The sequence below is a fragment of the Stenotrophomonas sp. YJH_SMC_6 genome, from assembly GCF_059371335.1.
This window is the reverse complement of the sequence record NZ_JCAFUM010000005.1, coordinates 124,397-139,839: the sequence shown is the minus strand read 5'-3', so window position 1 is coordinate 139,839 and position 15,443 is coordinate 124,397. Positions and strand designations below refer to the sequence as shown.

Here is a 15,443-nt window from a genome sequence, read left to right as displayed (position 1 = left end):
TCAAGGGAATACGCGCATCCTGTTGATGTGCAACGACCATACTTCGGCGTGTGGCCCACCCGGCCCGGCCCCGCCTTTCCCACCTGACATGACCCGACTGCGCAAGATCATCCACGTTGACATGGACGCGTTCTACGCGTCGGTGGAGCAGCGCGACGATCCGTCACTGCGCGGCAAGCCGGTGGTCGTGGCATGGCGTGGCGCCCGCTCGGTGGTGTGTGCGGCGTCCTACGAGGCGCGCGTGTTCGGCGTGCGTTCGGCGATGCCCGCCGTGCGTGCCGAGCGCCTGTGCCCGGACGCGATCTTCGTGCCGCCGGACTTCGCGCGTTACAAGGCGGTGTCACAGCAGGTACGCGCGATCTTCCTGCGCCATACCGACCTGGTCGAGCCGTTGTCGCTGGACGAGGCCTACCTGGACGTGACCGAGCCGAAGAGTGGCATCGAACTGGCCACCGACATCGCCCGCACCATCCGCGCGCAGATCCGCGAGGAAACGAACCTGACTGCTTCAGCCGGGATCGCGCCGAACAAGTTCCTGGCCAAGATCGCCTCGGACTGGCGCAAGCCCGACGGCCAGTTCGTGATTCCACCGCAGCGCGTGGATGCGTTCCTGGCGCCGCTGCCGGTGAACCGCGTGCCCGGCGTCGGCAAGGTCATGGAAGGCAAGCTGGCCGCGCGCGGCATCGCCACCTGCGGCGACCTGCGGCAGTGGGCCTTGATCGATCTGGAAGAGGCATTCGGCAGCTTCGGCCGCAGCCTGTACAACCGCGCACGTGGCATCGACGAGCGGCCGGTGGAACCGGACCAGCAGGTGCAGTCGATCTCCTCGGAGGACACCTTCGCCGAAGACCTGCTGCTGGAAGACCTGACCGAGGCGATCGTGCAGCTGGCCGGGAAGACCTGGAACGCCACGCGCAAGACCGAGCGCATCGGCCACACCGTGGTGCTGAAACTGAAGACCGCGCAGTTCCGCATCCTCACCCGCAGCTTCACCCCGGAGCGCCCGCCGGAATCGATGGAAGAGCTGCGCGACATCGCGCTGGCCCTGCGCGCCCGCGTCGATCTGCCGGCCGAGACGCGCTACCGCCTGGTCGGCGTCGGGCTGGGTGGCTTCCGCGAAAAGGAGCCGGTGGTGCAGGGGGAACTGTTCGAGCACTGATCATTGCCGTGCCGACCAACGGTCGGCACCCACCATCAGCAGCAGGTTCCGACAGATAGCGGGAAACTGTCGAAGGCGGGGTGGGTCCGGTTGCGGGGGCGTGAGCCGCATGGGCCCGAGGCATGCCTCGGGCGGGTTGGGCAGGACGCCCAACCCCGGTCTTGCCGTGTGCGCAGGACAGCGCACACGAGCAAGCCGCGATCGAGCTTACATGGACGTACTTGCAGCGTCCCCCGCAACCGGACCCACCCCGCCCACCCTCAGGAAACCAGCTTCTGCCGTTGCTTCGGCTGTTGCCGTTGCATTGAGCGGGTGCAGGGCGCAGCCCTGCAAAAAGAAAACTCCCTACCTCACGGCCACTGCATCTCGCCCTTGGCCACCTTCGCACTCAGCTCCAGCGACGCCACGCCCGCCAGCTTTGGATAGCGCGCCTGCATCGCCTTCACCAGCGCCGCACTGTCCTTGGCCTTTGCCGTCTCGGCATCGAACGCGCGGATGTAGTCCGCCGTGAACACCAGCGCACTGGCATCCAGTGCGGCACCCGGCGCGTAATGCCCCGGCACCACCACCTTCGGCTTCAGCGCCTGCAACCGCTGCAGGGTCTGCAGCCAGTCGGCATGCGACTTCGGCGTCTGCGTGTCGGCCATCCACACGTGTTCACCGGCCACCACCGGAATGCCGCCGACGATCGTGCGCAGCGACGGCACCCACAGCACCGTGCGGTCCGGGGTCGGGCCATCCAGGCCGATCAGCGGCAGGCGCTGGCCTTCCAGCTGCAGGGCATCGCCATCCAGCACCTGCGGCACCACGATGCGCGACGGCACATCGGCACCCATCTTCGGCCCCCAGTAGGCCAGCTTGCCGGCCTGGGTCTGCTGGATGTGGGCAACGGTCTGCGCAGTGGCGACGATGCGTGCCTGCGGGAACGCGTCCTGCAGGGTAGCCAGGCCGAAGTAGTAGTCCGGATCACCGTGGCTGATGTAGATCGTTGTCAGCTGCTTGCCGCTGGCGCGGATCAGCTCGACCAGCTTGCGCGCATCGCTGGCGCCGAACTGCGCGTTGACCAGGATCGCATCGCGGCGGCCTTCGATCAGCACCGAGGACACCGAGAACATCGCCTGCGGACCGGGATGGAAGGTCTGCAGGTGCAGCTGGGATTTTGTCGCTGCCGCGGGCGCCGCGGTGGCCGGTGCGGCCAGCAGCGGCGCACTGGTGAAGCTGGCGGCCAGGGCGAGGGGAAGCAGCAGGGCAGCGGTGCGCATTGGAAATTCCTTGTGTCGAATGGGGAGCCGAACGTGGGCTATGCCGGGCGTCCTTGCCCGGGCCCCTGCGGGCCGTCGCAAGTGACGTTGGCAACGGCTCCTGCCGTTGCCTTCGGCTCTACAGGGCACGCGCGTCGATCAGTACGCCGCGGTGATGATCTGCTTCGGGTACTGCTGCGCTTCCAGCTCGGCGACGAACGCGGCGCCGTAGTCGGCGTAGCTGATGCGGCTGTGGCCGCTGGCATCAGCGAGGAAGGCCTTGGGCTGCACGCGGTACTGGCCGCGCTCTTCGCCCGGGCCGATTTCGGCGGCCGGCGAGAAGAAGGTCCAGTCCAGGTCGTCCACCGCCTGCAGGCGATTGAAGGCTTCAAGATGGGCCAGCGCGTACGGCTTGTAGGCCTCCGGGAAGTTGGGGGTATCGACCAGCTGCACGCCCGGCGCGACTTCCAGGCTGCCGGCGCCACCGACCACCACCAGGCGCGGTACACCGGCCTTGCGCGCGGCGGCGGCCAGCTGTGCAGCCACGTCGCCGACGCGGCCGATGTCATCGCCCGGACGCGGGCCATAGGCGCTGGCCAGCACGTTGTGGCCGGCGATGGCGGCGACCAGGGCATCCTGGTCATCCAGCGAGGCGATCACCGGATGGGCACCGGCCAGTTCGGCCGGAAGATCCTGCGCGCTGCGCACGATGACGGTGAGTTCGTGGCCGTTGGCCAGCGCGTGGCGGGCGATCTGGCGGCCGATGTTGCCGGTGGAACCAACGAGGGCGATCTTCATGGCAGGACTCCGTGGGGTGGTATGGGGTGGGAATGGCGCCACTCTAGGCCGCTGCAGTCGCTCGAAAAACAGCGTATAACGCGCTTGTTTGTTGCATGGATCGAGCATATGGACCGATTGACCGCCATGACCGTGTTCGTCGAGGTGGCCGAGCGCGGCAGCCTCACCGCCGCCGCCGAGGTGCTGGACATGTCACGGGCGATGGTCACCCGCTACCTGGCCGAGGTCGAGGGTTGGCTGGGCGCGCGCCTGCTGCACCGGACCACGCGCCGGGTCAGCCTGACCGGCCCCGGCGAGGCGGCGCTGGGGCGCTTCCGGCAGATGCTGGCCATCGGCGAGGAACTGCACGGTGAGCTGGCCAGCGACGATCCCGAACCGCACGGCACGTTGCGGGTGACCGCCAGCGTGTCGTTCGGGCAGAGCCACCTGGCGCGGGCGGTGGCCGCTTTTGTCGCACGCCACCCGGCGGCGCGCATCGAACTGCTGCTGGTCGACCGCACCGTGAACCTGGTGGAGGAGCGCGTGGACCTTGCGGTGCGCATCGCCCGCCAGATCGATCCCAGCCTGATTGCACGACGGTTGGCCACCTGCCGCTCGGTGCTGTGCGCGACGCCGTCGTACCTGCACGCGCGCGGTACGCCTACCGCCCCGGAACACCTGGCCGGGCACAACTGCCTGACCCATCACTACGTGGGCAAGAGCCTGTGGCAGCTGCACCGCGATGGCCGTTCGCTGTCGGTGGCTGTGGGCGGCAACATCAGCGCCAACGAAGCGTCGCTGTTGCTGGAAGCGGTGCGTGCGGGCGCCGGCATCGCGATGCTGCCGACCTACCAGGTGGCGCCACTGCTGCGCAGTGGCGAGCTGATCGAACTGCTGCCCGAGTTCAGTCTGGACGAACTCGGCATTCATGCCGTGTACGCATCACGGCGCCAGCAGCCCGCTATCATGCGGCGATTCCTGGACTTCCTGGCCGAGTGTTTCGCCAGCCCGGCCTTCCAGGATCTGGATTGGCGCCCACCGGGCAAGGAGAACACATGAACCACGGACAGGCCTTGATCGACCACAACCGTGCTGCCTGGGACCGCCAGGCCAGCGAAGTGCGCGAATGGTCGCGCCCGGTGGAAAGCTCAACGATTGCCGCCGCGCGCGATGGCCGCTGGCAGGTGCACCTGACCCCGCGCGCGCTGCCGCTGGACTGGCTGGGGGATGTGCGCGGCCGCCGCATCCTCTGCCTGGCCTCGGGCGGTGGCCAGCAGGCCCCGGTGCTGGCGGCGGCCGGGGCGGAGGTGACCGTGTTCGATCTGTCCGATGGCCAGCTCGAGCAGGATCGTCAGGTGGCGGCGCGTGATGGCCTGCAACTGCGCACGGTGCAGGGCGACATGCGCGATCTGCACGCCTTCGCCAACGACAGCTTCGATGTGGTGTTCCACCCGATCTCCAACCTTTACGTGCCCGACGTCCGGCCGGTGTGGACCGAATGCCGCCGCGTGCTGGCGCGTGATGGCATGCTGATGGCCAGCTTCTACAACCCGGTGCTGTTCGTCGGTGCACGCGATCCGCAGCTGGATGCACAGGGCCTGATCCGACCGCAGTACGCCATTCCCTATTCGGATCTGGAAGACCTGCCACCGGCCGAGCGCGAGGCGAAACTGGCGCGGGGCGATGCGCTGACCTTCGGCCACAGCCTGACCGAACTGATCGGTGGCCAGCTCGATGCCGGCTTCGTCATCGATCGCTTCATGGAAGACTGGCAGCCGCAGCCGCGCTTCCTGATCGACCGTTACCTGCCCACGTTCCTGGCCACGCGCGCGCGCCGGATCGGTTGAGGCAGGCCTGCCCAAAATACTGCGGCGTACAATGGACGGCCCCACGTCATGCAGGTGCAGTCCCTTGCCGTATCCGTATCCGCTGGTCGTGTTCGACCTCGATGGCACGCTGGTCGACAGCGCTGCCGATATTGCCGAAGCGCTGAACCGCACGCTGGAAGACATCGGCGTGGCGCGCGTGCCGGAAGCCACCGTGCTGGGCTGGATCGGTGACGGTGTGCGTCGTCTGGTCGAGCAGGCGGTGCAGGCCGCCGGCCGCGAGGTGGACCTGGCCGAGGTGATGCCGGTGTTCATGGTGCACTACCGTGAGTGCCTGCTGCGCAGCCCGCGGCTGTTCGATGGCGTGGGCGAAGCGCTGGCGCAACTGCGTGCGCGCAACGTGCCACTGGCGATCTGTACCAACAAGCCTGAAGCACTGGTGCCGCCGCTGCTGCAGCACCTGGGTATCGGTGATGCATTCGCGCTGGTACTGGGGGGGGATTCGCTGCCGCAGCGCAAGCCCAGTGGCGAGCCACTGCGGCACATCGCCGCGCATTTCGGGCTGCCGGTGGAGTCCTGCCTGATGGTGGGTGATTCGTTGACCGACTACCGCGCCGCCGAAGAGGCCGGCATGCCGATCGCGCTGGTGCGCTACGGCTATCCGCGCGGCCTGGACCTGGCCACCGCGCATGCGGTGGCGGTGATCGACGACCTGCGTGAGTTGCCGGGGTTGCAGGGCTGATGCAACGGATAACCCCGGGTCGACGCAAGGGGTAGTGCCGGCCGCTGGCCGGCAACCCGGAATGCGCTGCCGAAGATCATGATGTTGCCGGCCAGCGGCCGGCACTACCATGACCGTCGCGGTCACTTCGGTTGATAACGCACGCTCAACTGGTACTCGCGGCCGGGCTGGTTGAACCACGCCACGGTCTCGTAGTTGCGGTCGAACACATTGGCGGCACGCGCCAGCAGCGACCACGACGGCGTCAGCGCGTACTCGGCGCGCAGATCCAGCGTGCCGTAACCCCCCACCTTCACCGCGTTGGCGGCATCGTCATAGCGCTTGCCCGCTCCCTGAACCGTCAGGCCTGCGCGGAAGGCCCCGAAACGTCGATCGAGGTCCAGGCGCGCGGTCTGCTGTGCACGACGTGGCAGCCAGTTGTCGAACTGGGTGCTGCCGCCGGTGCGGTTGCGCGGGTCGGTGTAGCTCAGCTGCGCGTTGATGTCGAAGCCGGCCAGCAGCACGCCACCGGTCAGCTCGGCACCGCGGATGCGGGCCTTCTCCACCTGCTGCATCTTGAAGGTTGCCGCATCGTAGGTGATCAGGTCATCGATGCGGGTTTCATACACGTCCAGGCCCCAGTGCCAGCCCTGGCCCTGCTGCGAAACGCCGAGGTTGGCGCTCTTGGACTTCTCCGGCTTCAACGTCGGCACGCCGCTCCACGGGTCGTACAGATCGCTGAAGGTCGGTGCCTTGAACGCCGTGCCATAGCTGGCGTTGAGGCGCAGGCCGTGGCCCAGCTCCATCGCCCAGCCAACGCTGCCGGTGGCGTGGTTGCCGAACTGCTGGTTGTCGTCGTTGCGTGCGCTGGCCTGCAGCTGGTGGCGGCCGAAGCGGCCCTGGTACTGCACGAATACGCCGGTGTTGCGGCGGCTGTCGACCAGGTAACCCGCGCTGCTGCCATCCAGGTTGTCTTCGCTCCAGTCCACGCCTGCGCTCAGCAGCTGGCCCTCGGCCACGCCGAAATCGCCCTGCAGGGAGGCGCTGTCGCGGTGGGTCTGTGCGCTGCCACGTGCACCGAAGTCGCCGAAGTTGTCCGACTCGTTGTCACTGCGGCCGACGTTGGCGGTGAATGCCAGGCGCTCGGACGGGGTGTAGCGCACCTTGCCGGCCAGCACCTGCTGGCGGGTTTCTGAATAGTTGTAGTAACCGTCGTAATGGTTCCTGCCGTCGGCGCGCAATGCGCTGCCTTCCACGTTCCACTGGTCGTTGAAGATGTAGCCACCGCGCAGGCTCTTGGACAGGTTGCGGTAGCCGTCGCGATCGGGCTCGTCGGCGAAACAGCCGGTGAACAGCGTGGCCGAGCCGCGGCAGGCATCGATGCCATCGGAATGCTGGTAGGCGATGTCGGCACCGAACCAGCCGCGCTCGGTACCACCGCCAATGCCACCGCTGGCTTCACGCAGGCCGTTGCTGCCACCGCCGAGCTGGAAGTGCGGGGCGAAATCGCCCTGGTTGCGGCGGGTGAATATCTGGATCACGCCACCGATGGCGTCGGCGCCGTACAGGCTCGACTGCGGGCCGCGCACGATTTCCACGCGCTCGATCTGCGCCAGCGGCAGGTCCTGGTACATGGCCAGGCCGAGGTCGGCGCTGTTGATGCGCACGCCGTCCACCAGCACTACGGTGTGGCCGGAATTGGTACCGCGCAGGAACAGCGAGCTCTGCTTGCCGAGGCCGCCGGCATTGGCCAGGTTGATGCCGGCGCGACCGCGCAGCAGTTCCTGCAGCGAAGTGGCCTGGCTGGATTCGATCTGGGCGCGGTCGATCACCTGCGCCGGCGCGATGCTGTCCTGCAGGGCGATCGGGGTGCGGGTGGCAGTGACCAGGATCTGGTCGAGCGCGGTGGTGTCATTGGCGGCCTGGGCCAGCGCGGGCAGGGCGGCCAGCACGGCCAGGGACAGCATTCGGGACTGCAGCTTCATGGGGGACTCCGGGTGCCACGCACGCCCGCGTGGCGAAGGGGAGGAGCCGCGAAGGCAGGCGTGCGCCGATGCCGCAGCGCACGCCACGGTCATCCAGCGCCATGCCCACCGCATCGCGACCTGAGGCTTCCGGGCCGGTCTCCGGGCTTGCCGCCGGCTGGCGCGAGGCCACCGTCCAGGCGCCTTCCCATGCCTGCGGCACAGTGGCGGTGTTGCCTGGAACTGACGTGCTTACCGTTGCGGGGGCAGCGCCGGCCTGGCGTGGAATCACGCGTCACCGGCTTCCCGTTTCAACCTGCCGGCCATGGCCGCAGGTCACCTGGAAGTGCGCGCAGTCTACGGCATCGCAGGCCGTCCCGTTGCGTCGCGCCTGCGCGACTGCCTTTGCTGTGCCTTTAGAATGGTTGCTCGATCCCGTGGTGCCGTTGCCGATGTCCGCCCGTTTACCGCTGTACCTGCGTCGCCCGTCCGGGACGCGCGCATGATCCTCGACCTGGTCCGCCATGCCGGCAATGGCCGTGATGAGTTCCTTGATGGCCGCAGCGACCCACCGCAGCTGGCCGGCCTGCCACAGGAGCTTGTCGAGGCCTATGCCGGGCAACGCTGGGAGCGGGTGATCAGTTCACCGCGGTTGCGCGCGCTGCATACGGCGATGGCCCTGGCCACGCCGCGTGGGCTGGACGTGGAAGCGGACGAGGAATGGGAAGAACTGGACTTCGGCGATTGGGACGGGCGGTCACTGTTCGACCTGCCGGAGGATGCACTGGCGGCCTTCCATGCCGACCCGCACGCGTTCCCGCCGCCCAATGGCGAGAGCTGGGGCCACTTCGAGCGGCGCATCGCGCGCGCGCTGGATCGCCTGCTCGATGATGACGATCCGGTGCCGACGCTGGTGGTCAGCCATGGCGGCCCGTTGCGCATGGTGCTGTCGCAGGTCTGCGGCCTGCCCATGTCGCTGTGCTGGGCGCTGCGTATCGACCACGGCACGCGCCTGCGGGTATGGCTGGAGCGCGGTGAGATTGGGCTGGTGGGTGAATTGCTGGAGCTGCAGCAGCCCTGAGCGCACTCGCCGGGCATGGCCCGGCGCTACCGATCCTGCATCACACTGGTTGTGCCGGCCGCTGGCCGGCATCCCCAGGAACGCGGAGGCCTCAATCCTCGTCCGCGCCCTCGGGCACGCTGTCCTCAGCGTCATCGTCGGCATCGAAGCGCTGCTCATGCACCGGGCCCGACGCCGGGCCGGCTGCCTTCAGCGGATGCGCAGCGATGCGTGCTTCGTAATCCTGCACCAGTGCTTCACGCTGTGGCTCGCTCAGCTCCTGCCAATGGCAGTCCAGCAACGCGCCTTCCAGCGAGTACAGCAGGTTCAGGCTGGGCTTGAAGCCGGCGCGCTTGACCTTGACGAAGGCGCCGACGGCTCCGATCGCAACCAGGTCGTCGCGGCTGCGCAGGCCGACCTGGCGCAGCCACGCCGCACTTTTCGGGCCGATGTTGCGCAGCTTCGGTGCGCTCATCCCAGCGCCTCGACGAACACGCGGGCGATGGCTTCCAGGCCAGCCTGATCGTCGGCATCGAAGCGGCCCACCTTCGGGCTGTCGATGTCGAACACGCCGATCAGTTCATCGCCGCGCAGCAGCGGCACCACCAGTTCCGAGCGCGAGGCCGAATCGCAGGCGATGTGGCCGGGGAAGGCGTCGACGTCCTCTACGCGCTGGGTCACGCGCTGGCTGGCGGCGGCACCGCACACGCCCTTGTCCAGCGGGATGCGCACGCAGGCCGGCAGGCCCTGGAACGGGCCGACCACCAGTTCCTTGCCGTCGTACAGGTAGAAGCCAACCCAGTTCAGGTCGGGCAGGGCGTGGTAGACCAGGGCCGAGAGGTTGGCCGCGTTGGCGATGCGGTCGGACTCAGCGTAGACCAGGCCACGGGCCTGTTCCAGCAGCTGGGCGTATTGTTCCGGCTTGCTGCCGGTGAGCGAGGCATTGGCGAACATGCCTGCAGTCTAGCAAGCGCGCCGGGCCGGCGATAATGCACGCTCTGTTGCCCCGTTGAAGCCCGTCGATGCCGTTGCCCGCCACGCTGCCGCCCGCCCTGTTCGTCACCGGCACCGATACCGAGATCGGCAAGACCGCGGTCAGCACCGCACTGCTGCACGCACTGCGCCGGCGCGGACTGCGCGCGGTCGGCATGAAGCCGGTGGCCAGCGGCAGCGAAGACCTGGGCCAGGGCCTGCGCAACGAGGATGCATTGGCGCTGCAGGCGGCCAGTTGCCCGGTACCGGACTATGCCGATCTGAACCCGTATGCGCTGCGCCTGCCACTGGCGCCGGAGCTGGCCGCTGCCGAGGATGGCGTGCAGGTGGAGCTGGCGCCGATCGTGGCAGCGTTCGAGCGGCTGCGCGCGCAGGCCGATGTCGTGGTGGTCGAGGGGGTTGGCGGTTGGCTGGCACCGGTCTCGGCCACGCTCGACCAGCTCGACCTGGTGCGCGCATTGCGGTTGCCGGTGTTGCTGGTGGTGGGCATGCGGCTGGGCTGCGTCAACCACGCGCGTCTGACCGCGCAGTCGTTGCAGGCCAGCGGCGTGGAGTGCCTGGGCTGGATCGGCAACCACATCGACCCGGCGATGCAGCGCCAGGATGAGAACATCGCAACGCTGCAGCAGCGCCTGCCGATGCCGTGCTGGGGGCGGCTGCCACATCTGCCGGGAGCGGATGGCGAAGCGTTGAGCACGCATCTGCTCGATTGACCTGGGGTAGTGCCGGCCGCTGGCCGGCAACCTCGATGTATCCACCTGCGTGCAGTTGCCGGCCAGCGCCCGGCACTACCGTGCTGCGGCCGCCAGCTCCCGCGCGATCGCACCCAACCGCTCCACCGCGCCGATGAAGCGTGCATCCAGCGTCTGGCAGCACGACAGCCGCAGGCAATGGCGATACCGCGCGCCGCGTGAATACACCTGGCCGGGCATGAACACGATGTCCTCCTGCAGTGCACGCTCGAACAGCTCGCGCGTGTCCACGCCGGGCAGTTCCAGCCACAGCAGGAAGCCACCCTGCGGTTCGGTGGCGCGGGTGCCGGCCGGGAAGTGTTCGGCCACCAGCTGGCGCAGCCGTCCGACCTGTTCGCGGTACAGCCGGCGCATGCGATGCAGGTGGTGCTCGTAGCTGCCCGCTTCCAGATAGGCCGCCACCGCGTCGCCCAGCAGCTGCGGCTCGCCGCCGGTGGACTGGAATTTCAGCAGCGCGATGCGCTCGGCGAAGCGGCCGCCATCGAGCCAGCCGATGCGGTAATCCGGCGCCAGCGTCTTGGAAAAGCCGCCGACCACCATCACCCAGCCACCGCGATCGAAGGCCTTCAGGAGCGGTGCCGGCGGTTCGCAGAACTGCAGCTCGGCATACACCGCATCTTCGATCAGCGGCAGCTGGCGTGCGTTGACCAGTTCGGCCAGGCGTTGCTTGGCCGCGGTCGGCATGGTGCAGCCGAGCGGGTTATGCACGGTCGGCATCACCACCAGTGCGGCCAGCGGCGTGTGCTCCAGCAGCGCGTCCAGCGCATCCACATCCAGGCCGAGCTGCGGATGGGTGGGCAGTTCGATGGCCTGCAGGCCGAGGTTGGCCAGCAACGGGTAGAGGTTGAAGTAGGACGGCGCCTCGATGCCGACCGCATCACCGGGCTGGGTGACCGCGCGTAGCGCCAGCTGCAGCCCTTCCATCGCACCGTGGGTCAGCAGCAGGCGTTCGCTGTGGGTATGCAGGCCCATGCGCGGGCCGCGGCGCACGATCTGCGCCAGCAGCCGTGGCGAGCCGTTGGGGCGTGCATAGGTCTCCACGGTCTGCTGGCCATGGCGCAGTACCTGCGCCGTGTGCTTGGCCAGCTGCGCGCCGGGGTAGAACTGGCGACCGCGCGGGCCGGCAAAGGCCAGGTCGATCACGCCGGGGCGGCGCTGTGCTTCCAGCACGCGGGCCATCAGTACCTGCTGCAGCGGCGCGGTGGGCGCAGACGGTGTGTCGCGCAGCGAACGTTCCGGCACCGACAGCCGCGGCGCGACCTCGAAGCCGGCCTTGGGCCGCGGAATGACCAGACCAGCGTCTTCCAGCTGGCGGTAGGCGGCAATCACCGTGTTCAGGCTGAGCCGGCGCTGCGACGCCATCTGCCGCAGCGAGGGCAGGCGGCTGCCAACCGGAAGGCGACCGCCGTGAATGGCCTCGGCCAGTTCGTCGGACAGCCGTTGGTAGCGGGGGGGGATCATTGCGCTCTGATCATCTGTATCCATCGAGTTTCCCGCCATCTGGTGCTGTACCCATGATGACGGCGAGCCTAGCATGTCGTTGTCGGCCGGGCCTGATCGGGGCACGGCCGGTACTTTCCAAGCGCACGGCTGGATGGCCGTGCGTCTTTTTTTGGTAGTGCCGGCCGCTGGCCGGCATTCCCTGGAACCGCAGGAGCCGGCCAGCGGCCGGCACTACCCGGGGCGTTACCGCATTGGCAGGAGCGTCACCGAGCGCCAGCCGGCCCCACGGAAATGCCGTCAGCGCATCGGCACCAGCACCGCATCGCGCCGGTACAACGCCGGGAACTGCCTGCCCAGCGCGGCCAGCTTCGGCGCGTCGTAGTAGCGGATGTAGGCGGCCTGCGGGTAGTTGGTCATGTAGTTCTGGTGGTAGCTCTCGGCCGGGTAGAAGCGCTGGCCGCTGACCAGCTGGGTGACGATCGGTGCGCGGTAGCTGCCGGCCTGGCCAAGCTGGGCGATGTAGGCGCGGCTGGCTGCCTGCTGGCGGGCGTCATCAGTGAAGATCGCCGACCGGTACTGGCTGCCGTGGTCGGGCCCCTGGCGGTTGAGCTGGGTCGGGTCGTGCACCACCGAGAAGAACACCTGCATCAACTGCCCATAGCTGACCTGGCGTGGGTCGTAGTCGACCTTCACCGCTTCGGCATGACCGGTCTGACCGCTGCTGACCCGCTCATAGCGGGCATTGGCAGCGCTGCCACCGATGTAGCCGGACACCGCATTACTCACGCCTTTGACATGCTGGAACACACCCTGCACGCCCCAGAAGCAACCGCCGGCGAACACCACGCTGGCGTGGGTGGCGTCATCGCGGAACGCAGCGTCGCCCGTGGGTACAGGGAGTGCCTGGGTCTGCGCGCTGGCTTCGACCGGTGCCGCGATGGCGCCATGGTCAACGAGCAGCACGCCGGCGATGAGTGCCGTGGCCACCAGTCCGGCAACGCCGGCGGCAATGCCCTGTTCAAAGGAGAATTTCATCGTGTCCTCCCGGTTCAACCGAAGGTGAAGGCATAGGCCTGCACGCCCGCATCGAGGAATTCGATCTCGAAGCGGTGCGGGCTGACCGTGCCGCGTTGGCGCACCAGCTGGTAGAGGCGGTGCTCGTCGACCACGCCGCTGCCATCGGCGCCGACATCAGTGCCGGCATCGGTGGCGGGCAATGGCTTGCCATCCAGCAGGACGCGGAAGCGCACCGGCTTTCCTTCCTGGCCCGGTGCCAGCACCAGGTGCAGGTCGCGCGCATGGAACTGGAAGGCGATGCGGCCACCGGCCTTCTGCAGCTGCGCAGCCTCGTCGGTAACGGTCCAGCGTCCGGACAGGCCCCACTGGTTCAACGCCAGGCTGGCCGGCAACGTGTAGTCGAACGCGGTGTCGCTGCGCTGCCCACCGGGCGAGGCGAACTGCTCGGCACGGGCGTGGCCCAGATAGGTTTCCGGCGAGCGCAGATTGCCCATGTCGGCCTGCGCAGCCACGCCCTTCAGATCGGCGGCGGCCGGATCGGCCGGCGGTGGCAGGTTCGTCTGGCCGGCCTCGGTCAGCAAGCGACGGATCACCTGTTCCGAGCGCGCATAGTTGCCCTCGCCGAACTGGTGGCCGCGGATGTTGCCCTGCGCATCGACGAAGTACTGCGCCGGCCAGTAGCGGTTGTTGAACGCGCGCCAGATCGTGTACTGGTTGTCCAGCGCCACCGGGTATTCGACCTTCAGCTGCTGCACCGCCTTCATGACGTTGCGCGGGTCACGCTCGAAGGCGAACTCCGGGGTGTGCACGCCGATCACCACCAGGCCGTGGTCGCGATAACGGCGCTCCCATTCGTGCACGAACGGCATCGCGCGCAGGCAGTTGATGCACGAGTACGTCCAGAAATCGACCAGCACCACCTTGCCGCGCAGCTGCCGGGCCGTCAGCGGCGGGCTGTTGAACCAGCCGGTGGCACCATCCAGCGCGGGCAGGGTGCCTTCCACTGGCAGCGGTGCATTGGCAGCGGCGTTGGCACCGGCCATCATCATCATCGGCGGAGCCGCCGGCTGCGCGCCGGGTACCGCATCCAGCAGGCCCTGCTCGATACGCGCGGTGCTGACCGTGGAAAGACGGGTCAGCAGGCCGGTATCCCAGCCCAGGCCGATCGCCACCACCGCCAGCAAGGCGGCCACGCCCAGCACCTTGCGCAGCACATCGCCGAGGCCAAGCCGCGCGTGCAGCGCACGGAACACGCGGCCGCCCACCCACACGGCCAGGGCCAGCGCCGTGATCGCGCCCAGCGCATACGCCAGCAGCAGGGCAGTGGTACCCACGCTGGCGCCATGCAGCGCGGCACCGGTCAGCACCAGGCCCAGGATCGGCCCGGCGCACGGCGCCCACAGCAGGCCGGTGGCGATACCGATCAGCAGCGAGGTCCATGCGCCGCCACGCCCCGCTGCGTCGGCCGCATCGGCACGCGCGCTCAAGCGGGCACCCACGCGCTGGAACGGCGCCAGCAGGTGGTCGGCCAGTCGTGGCCAGAGCAATGCCAGTGCGAACAGCGCCATCAGCAGCAGGGCGATCCAGCGTCCGACCTGGTTGGCCTGTGCCACCCATTGGCTGCCCACCGCAGCCAGGCTGGCGACCACGGTGAAGGTGAGTGCCATGCCCAGCAGCAGCGGCAGCGTGCTGCGCAGGAAGGGGCGGTCGGCACGGGCGAACACGAACGGCAGCACCGGGAGGATGCAGGGACTGAGCAGGGTCAGCGCGCCCCCCAGGTAGGCAAGCAGCAACAGCAGCATCGTCAGGCTCCGGAAGCAGGGGAAGAACCGACCGGCACCCGCCAGCCATCGGCGGTACCGCCCTCAGCGGCACCGGGAACGAACACCATCGCTGCGCCGTTCATGCAGTAGCGAAGTCCGGTTGGGCGAGGCCCGTCGTTGAACACATGACCGAGGTGGCCACCGCAGCGGCGGCAGTGCACCTCCACCCGCAGCATGCCGAAGGTGACGTCGCGGTCTTCGCCGATGGCGTTGTGCAGCGGCGCCCAGAAGCTGGGCCAGCCGGTGCCGCTCTCGAACTTGGTGGAGGAGGAGAACAGCGGCAGCGCACAGCCGGCGCAGGCAAACGTGCCCTGCCGGTGTTCCTTGTTGAGCGGGCTGCTGTACGGGCGCTCGGTCGCCTGCTGGCGCAGCACTGCGTACTGCGCCGGGGTCAGGCGCTGGCGCCAGTCGGCATCGCTGCGCATGACCTCGAACTGTCGCGACGGGCGCGCTTCAGCGGCGGCCGGGGCGGCACGGCTGCAGGCCCCCAGGCCGAGCAGGCCGGCGGCGGTGGCAACACCGCCCAGGCCCAGCAGATGGCGTCGGGTAAGGGACATGGCGGACTCCGGGAAGGGGCGACGGGGCCATGCTGCGCCCGCCCGGGTCAACGAATCCTCACGCAGGATTCAATTTTTCGTGAGGTATCGGCGTCCATCCCGCGCCACAA

General features: G+C 68.5%; 15 protein-coding genes and 1 riboswitch. Of the genes, 6 read left to right on the top strand and 9 right to left on the bottom strand.

The features are described from left to right. Window positions 1-88: 88 nt before the first annotated feature. Window positions 89-1,159, top strand: a complete 1,071-nt coding sequence (gene dinB, locus AC5P9N_RS07125) for a DNA polymerase IV (RefSeq protein ID WP_060380130.1) — start codon at window positions 89-91, stop codon at window positions 1,157-1,159. 350 nt (window positions 1,160-1,509) lie between these two features. On the opposite strand, the gene AC5P9N_RS07120 is transcribed toward dinB, so the two are convergent. Together AC5P9N_RS07120 and AC5P9N_RS07115 are read right to left on the bottom strand one after the other, a co-directional pair. Beyond that, window positions 1,510-2,421 carry an MBL fold metallo-hydrolase gene (locus AC5P9N_RS07120; protein WP_099484932.1) on the bottom strand — a complete coding sequence of 304 codons (912 nt, stop codon included), beginning with the start codon at window positions 2,419-2,421 and terminating at the stop codon, window positions 1,510-1,512. 138 nt (window positions 2,422-2,559) lie between these two features. Then, entirely contained in the window at window positions 2,560-3,198 is a 639-nt protein-coding gene (locus AC5P9N_RS07115; RefSeq protein ID WP_099484933.1) for an NAD(P)-dependent oxidoreductase, read from the bottom strand. A 108-nt stretch (window positions 3,199-3,306) separates the two neighbouring features. Here AC5P9N_RS07115 and AC5P9N_RS07110 point away from each other — a divergent pair, with 108 nt between their 5' ends. The 3 genes from AC5P9N_RS07110 to gph all read left to right on the top strand — a co-directional run bounded on the left by AC5P9N_RS07110 (window position 3,307) and on the right by gph (window position 5,745). Further along, entirely contained in the window at window positions 3,307-4,236 is a 930-nt protein-coding gene (locus tag AC5P9N_RS07110) for a LysR family transcriptional regulator (RefSeq protein ID WP_208180544.1), read from the top strand. Further along, entirely contained in the window at window positions 4,233-5,024 is a 792-nt protein-coding gene (locus AC5P9N_RS07105; protein WP_005412139.1) for a class I SAM-dependent methyltransferase, read from the top strand. Before AC5P9N_RS07110 ends, AC5P9N_RS07105 begins: the two co-directional genes overlap by 4 nt. Window positions 5,025-5,088: 64 nt before the next feature. Then, window positions 5,089-5,745 (top strand): phosphoglycolate phosphatase, encoded by a 657-nt coding sequence (gph, locus tag AC5P9N_RS07100; RefSeq protein ID WP_099484934.1) that lies wholly within the window; start codon window positions 5,089-5,091, stop codon window positions 5,743-5,745. A 122-nt stretch (window positions 5,746-5,867) separates the two neighbouring features. On the opposite strand, the gene btuB is transcribed toward gph, so the two are convergent. Then, window positions 5,868-7,709: a TonB-dependent vitamin B12 receptor gene (gene btuB / locus AC5P9N_RS07095; RefSeq protein ID WP_099484935.1), complete on the bottom strand. Its 1,842-nt coding sequence runs from the start codon at window positions 7,707-7,709 to the stop codon at window positions 5,868-5,870. Between the two features lie 115 nt (window positions 7,710-7,824). Beyond that, a riboswitch (cobalamin riboswitch) is annotated at window positions 7,825-8,047 on the bottom strand. Window positions 8,048-8,190: 143 nt separating this feature from the next. Here btuB and AC5P9N_RS07090 point away from each other — a divergent pair. Beyond that, a complete protein-coding gene (locus AC5P9N_RS07090) occupies window positions 8,191-8,769 on the top strand; it encodes a histidine phosphatase family protein (protein ID WP_005407938.1) in 579 nt (192 codons plus the stop codon). A 91-nt stretch (window positions 8,770-8,860) separates the two neighbouring features. Here the strand turns inward: AC5P9N_RS07090 and AC5P9N_RS07085 are convergent, their stop codons facing one another. Beyond that, window positions 8,861-9,223: a TfoX/Sxy family protein gene (locus AC5P9N_RS07085; RefSeq protein ID WP_049418785.1), complete on the bottom strand. Its 363-nt coding sequence runs from the start codon at window positions 9,221-9,223 to the stop codon at window positions 8,861-8,863. Further along, window positions 9,220-9,702, bottom strand: a complete 483-nt coding sequence (locus AC5P9N_RS07080) for a GAF domain-containing protein (RefSeq protein ID WP_005407940.1) — start codon at window positions 9,700-9,702, stop codon at window positions 9,220-9,222. Before AC5P9N_RS07080 ends, AC5P9N_RS07085 begins: the two co-directional genes overlap by 4 nt. Window positions 9,703-9,770: 68 nt before the next feature. Here AC5P9N_RS07080 and bioD point away from each other — a divergent pair, with 68 nt between their 5' ends. After that, the gene (bioD, locus tag AC5P9N_RS07075; RefSeq protein WP_099484936.1) at window positions 9,771-10,454 is read left to right on the top strand and encodes a dethiobiotin synthase; all 684 of its coding nucleotides are present in this window, start codon (window positions 9,771-9,773) and stop codon (window positions 10,452-10,454) included. A 75-nt stretch (window positions 10,455-10,529) separates the two neighbouring features. On the opposite strand, the gene AC5P9N_RS07070 is transcribed toward bioD, so the two are convergent. The 4 genes from AC5P9N_RS07070 to msrB all read right to left on the bottom strand — a co-directional run bounded on the left by AC5P9N_RS07070 (window position 10,530) and on the right by msrB (window position 15,333). Further along, entirely contained in the window at window positions 10,530-11,978 is a 1,449-nt protein-coding gene (locus AC5P9N_RS07070; RefSeq protein WP_099484937.1) for an aminotransferase-like domain-containing protein, read from the bottom strand. Between the two features lie 255 nt (window positions 11,979-12,233). Continuing rightward, a complete protein-coding gene (msrA, locus tag AC5P9N_RS07065) occupies window positions 12,234-12,971 on the bottom strand; it encodes a peptide-methionine (S)-S-oxide reductase MsrA (protein ID WP_005407944.1) in 738 nt (245 codons plus the stop codon). 14 nt (window positions 12,972-12,985) lie between these two features. After that, complete coding sequence (locus AC5P9N_RS07060; protein WP_099484938.1) at window positions 12,986-14,755, bottom strand: cytochrome c biogenesis protein DipZ; 1,770 nt, start codon at window positions 14,753-14,755, stop codon at window positions 12,986-12,988. Window positions 14,756-14,757: 2 nt separating this feature from the next. Next, window positions 14,758-15,333 (bottom strand): peptide-methionine (R)-S-oxide reductase MsrB, encoded by a 576-nt coding sequence (msrB, locus tag AC5P9N_RS07055; RefSeq protein ID WP_005407946.1) that lies wholly within the window; start codon window positions 15,331-15,333, stop codon window positions 14,758-14,760. Window positions 15,334-15,443: the final 110 nt, after the last annotated feature.

Coding starts and splice junctions, on each gene's coding strand:
- dinB (WP_060380130.1), top strand. CDS start 89: ATGACCCGACTGCGCAAGATCATCCACGTTGACATGGACGCGTTCTAC.
- AC5P9N_RS07120 (WP_099484932.1), bottom strand. CDS start 2,421: ATGCGCACCGCTGCCCTGCTGCTTCCCCTCGCCCTGGCCGCCAGCTTC.
- AC5P9N_RS07115 (WP_099484933.1), bottom strand. CDS start 3,198: ATGAAGATCGCCCTCGTTGGTTCCACCGGCAACATCGGCCGCCAGATC.
- AC5P9N_RS07110 (WP_208180544.1), top strand. CDS start 3,307: ATGGACCGATTGACCGCCATGACCGTGTTCGTCGAGGTGGCCGAGCGC.
- AC5P9N_RS07105 (WP_005412139.1), top strand. CDS start 4,233: ATGAACCACGGACAGGCCTTGATCGACCACAACCGTGCTGCCTGGGAC.
- btuB (WP_099484935.1), bottom strand. CDS start 7,709: ATGAAGCTGCAGTCCCGAATGCTGTCCCTGGCCGTGCTGGCCGCCCTG.
- AC5P9N_RS07090 (WP_005407938.1), top strand. CDS start 8,191: ATGATCCTCGACCTGGTCCGCCATGCCGGCAATGGCCGTGATGAGTTC.
- AC5P9N_RS07085 (WP_049418785.1), bottom strand. CDS start 9,223: ATGAGCGCACCGAAGCTGCGCAACATCGGCCCGAAAAGTGCGGCGTGG.
- AC5P9N_RS07080 (WP_005407940.1), bottom strand. CDS start 9,702: ATGTTCGCCAATGCCTCGCTCACCGGCAGCAAGCCGGAACAATACGCC.
- bioD (WP_099484936.1), top strand. CDS start 9,771: ATGCCGTTGCCCGCCACGCTGCCGCCCGCCCTGTTCGTCACCGGCACC.
- AC5P9N_RS07070 (WP_099484937.1), bottom strand. CDS start 11,978: ATGGATACAGATGATCAGAGCGCAATGATCCCCCCCCGCTACCAACGG.
- msrA (WP_005407944.1), bottom strand. CDS start 12,971: ATGAAATTCTCCTTTGAACAGGGCATTGCCGCCGGCGTTGCCGGACTG.
- AC5P9N_RS07060 (WP_099484938.1), bottom strand. CDS start 14,755: ATGCTGCTGTTGCTGCTTGCCTACCTGGGGGGCGCGCTGACCCTGCTC.
- msrB (WP_005407946.1), bottom strand. CDS start 15,333: ATGTCCCTTACCCGACGCCATCTGCTGGGCCTGGGCGGTGTTGCCACC.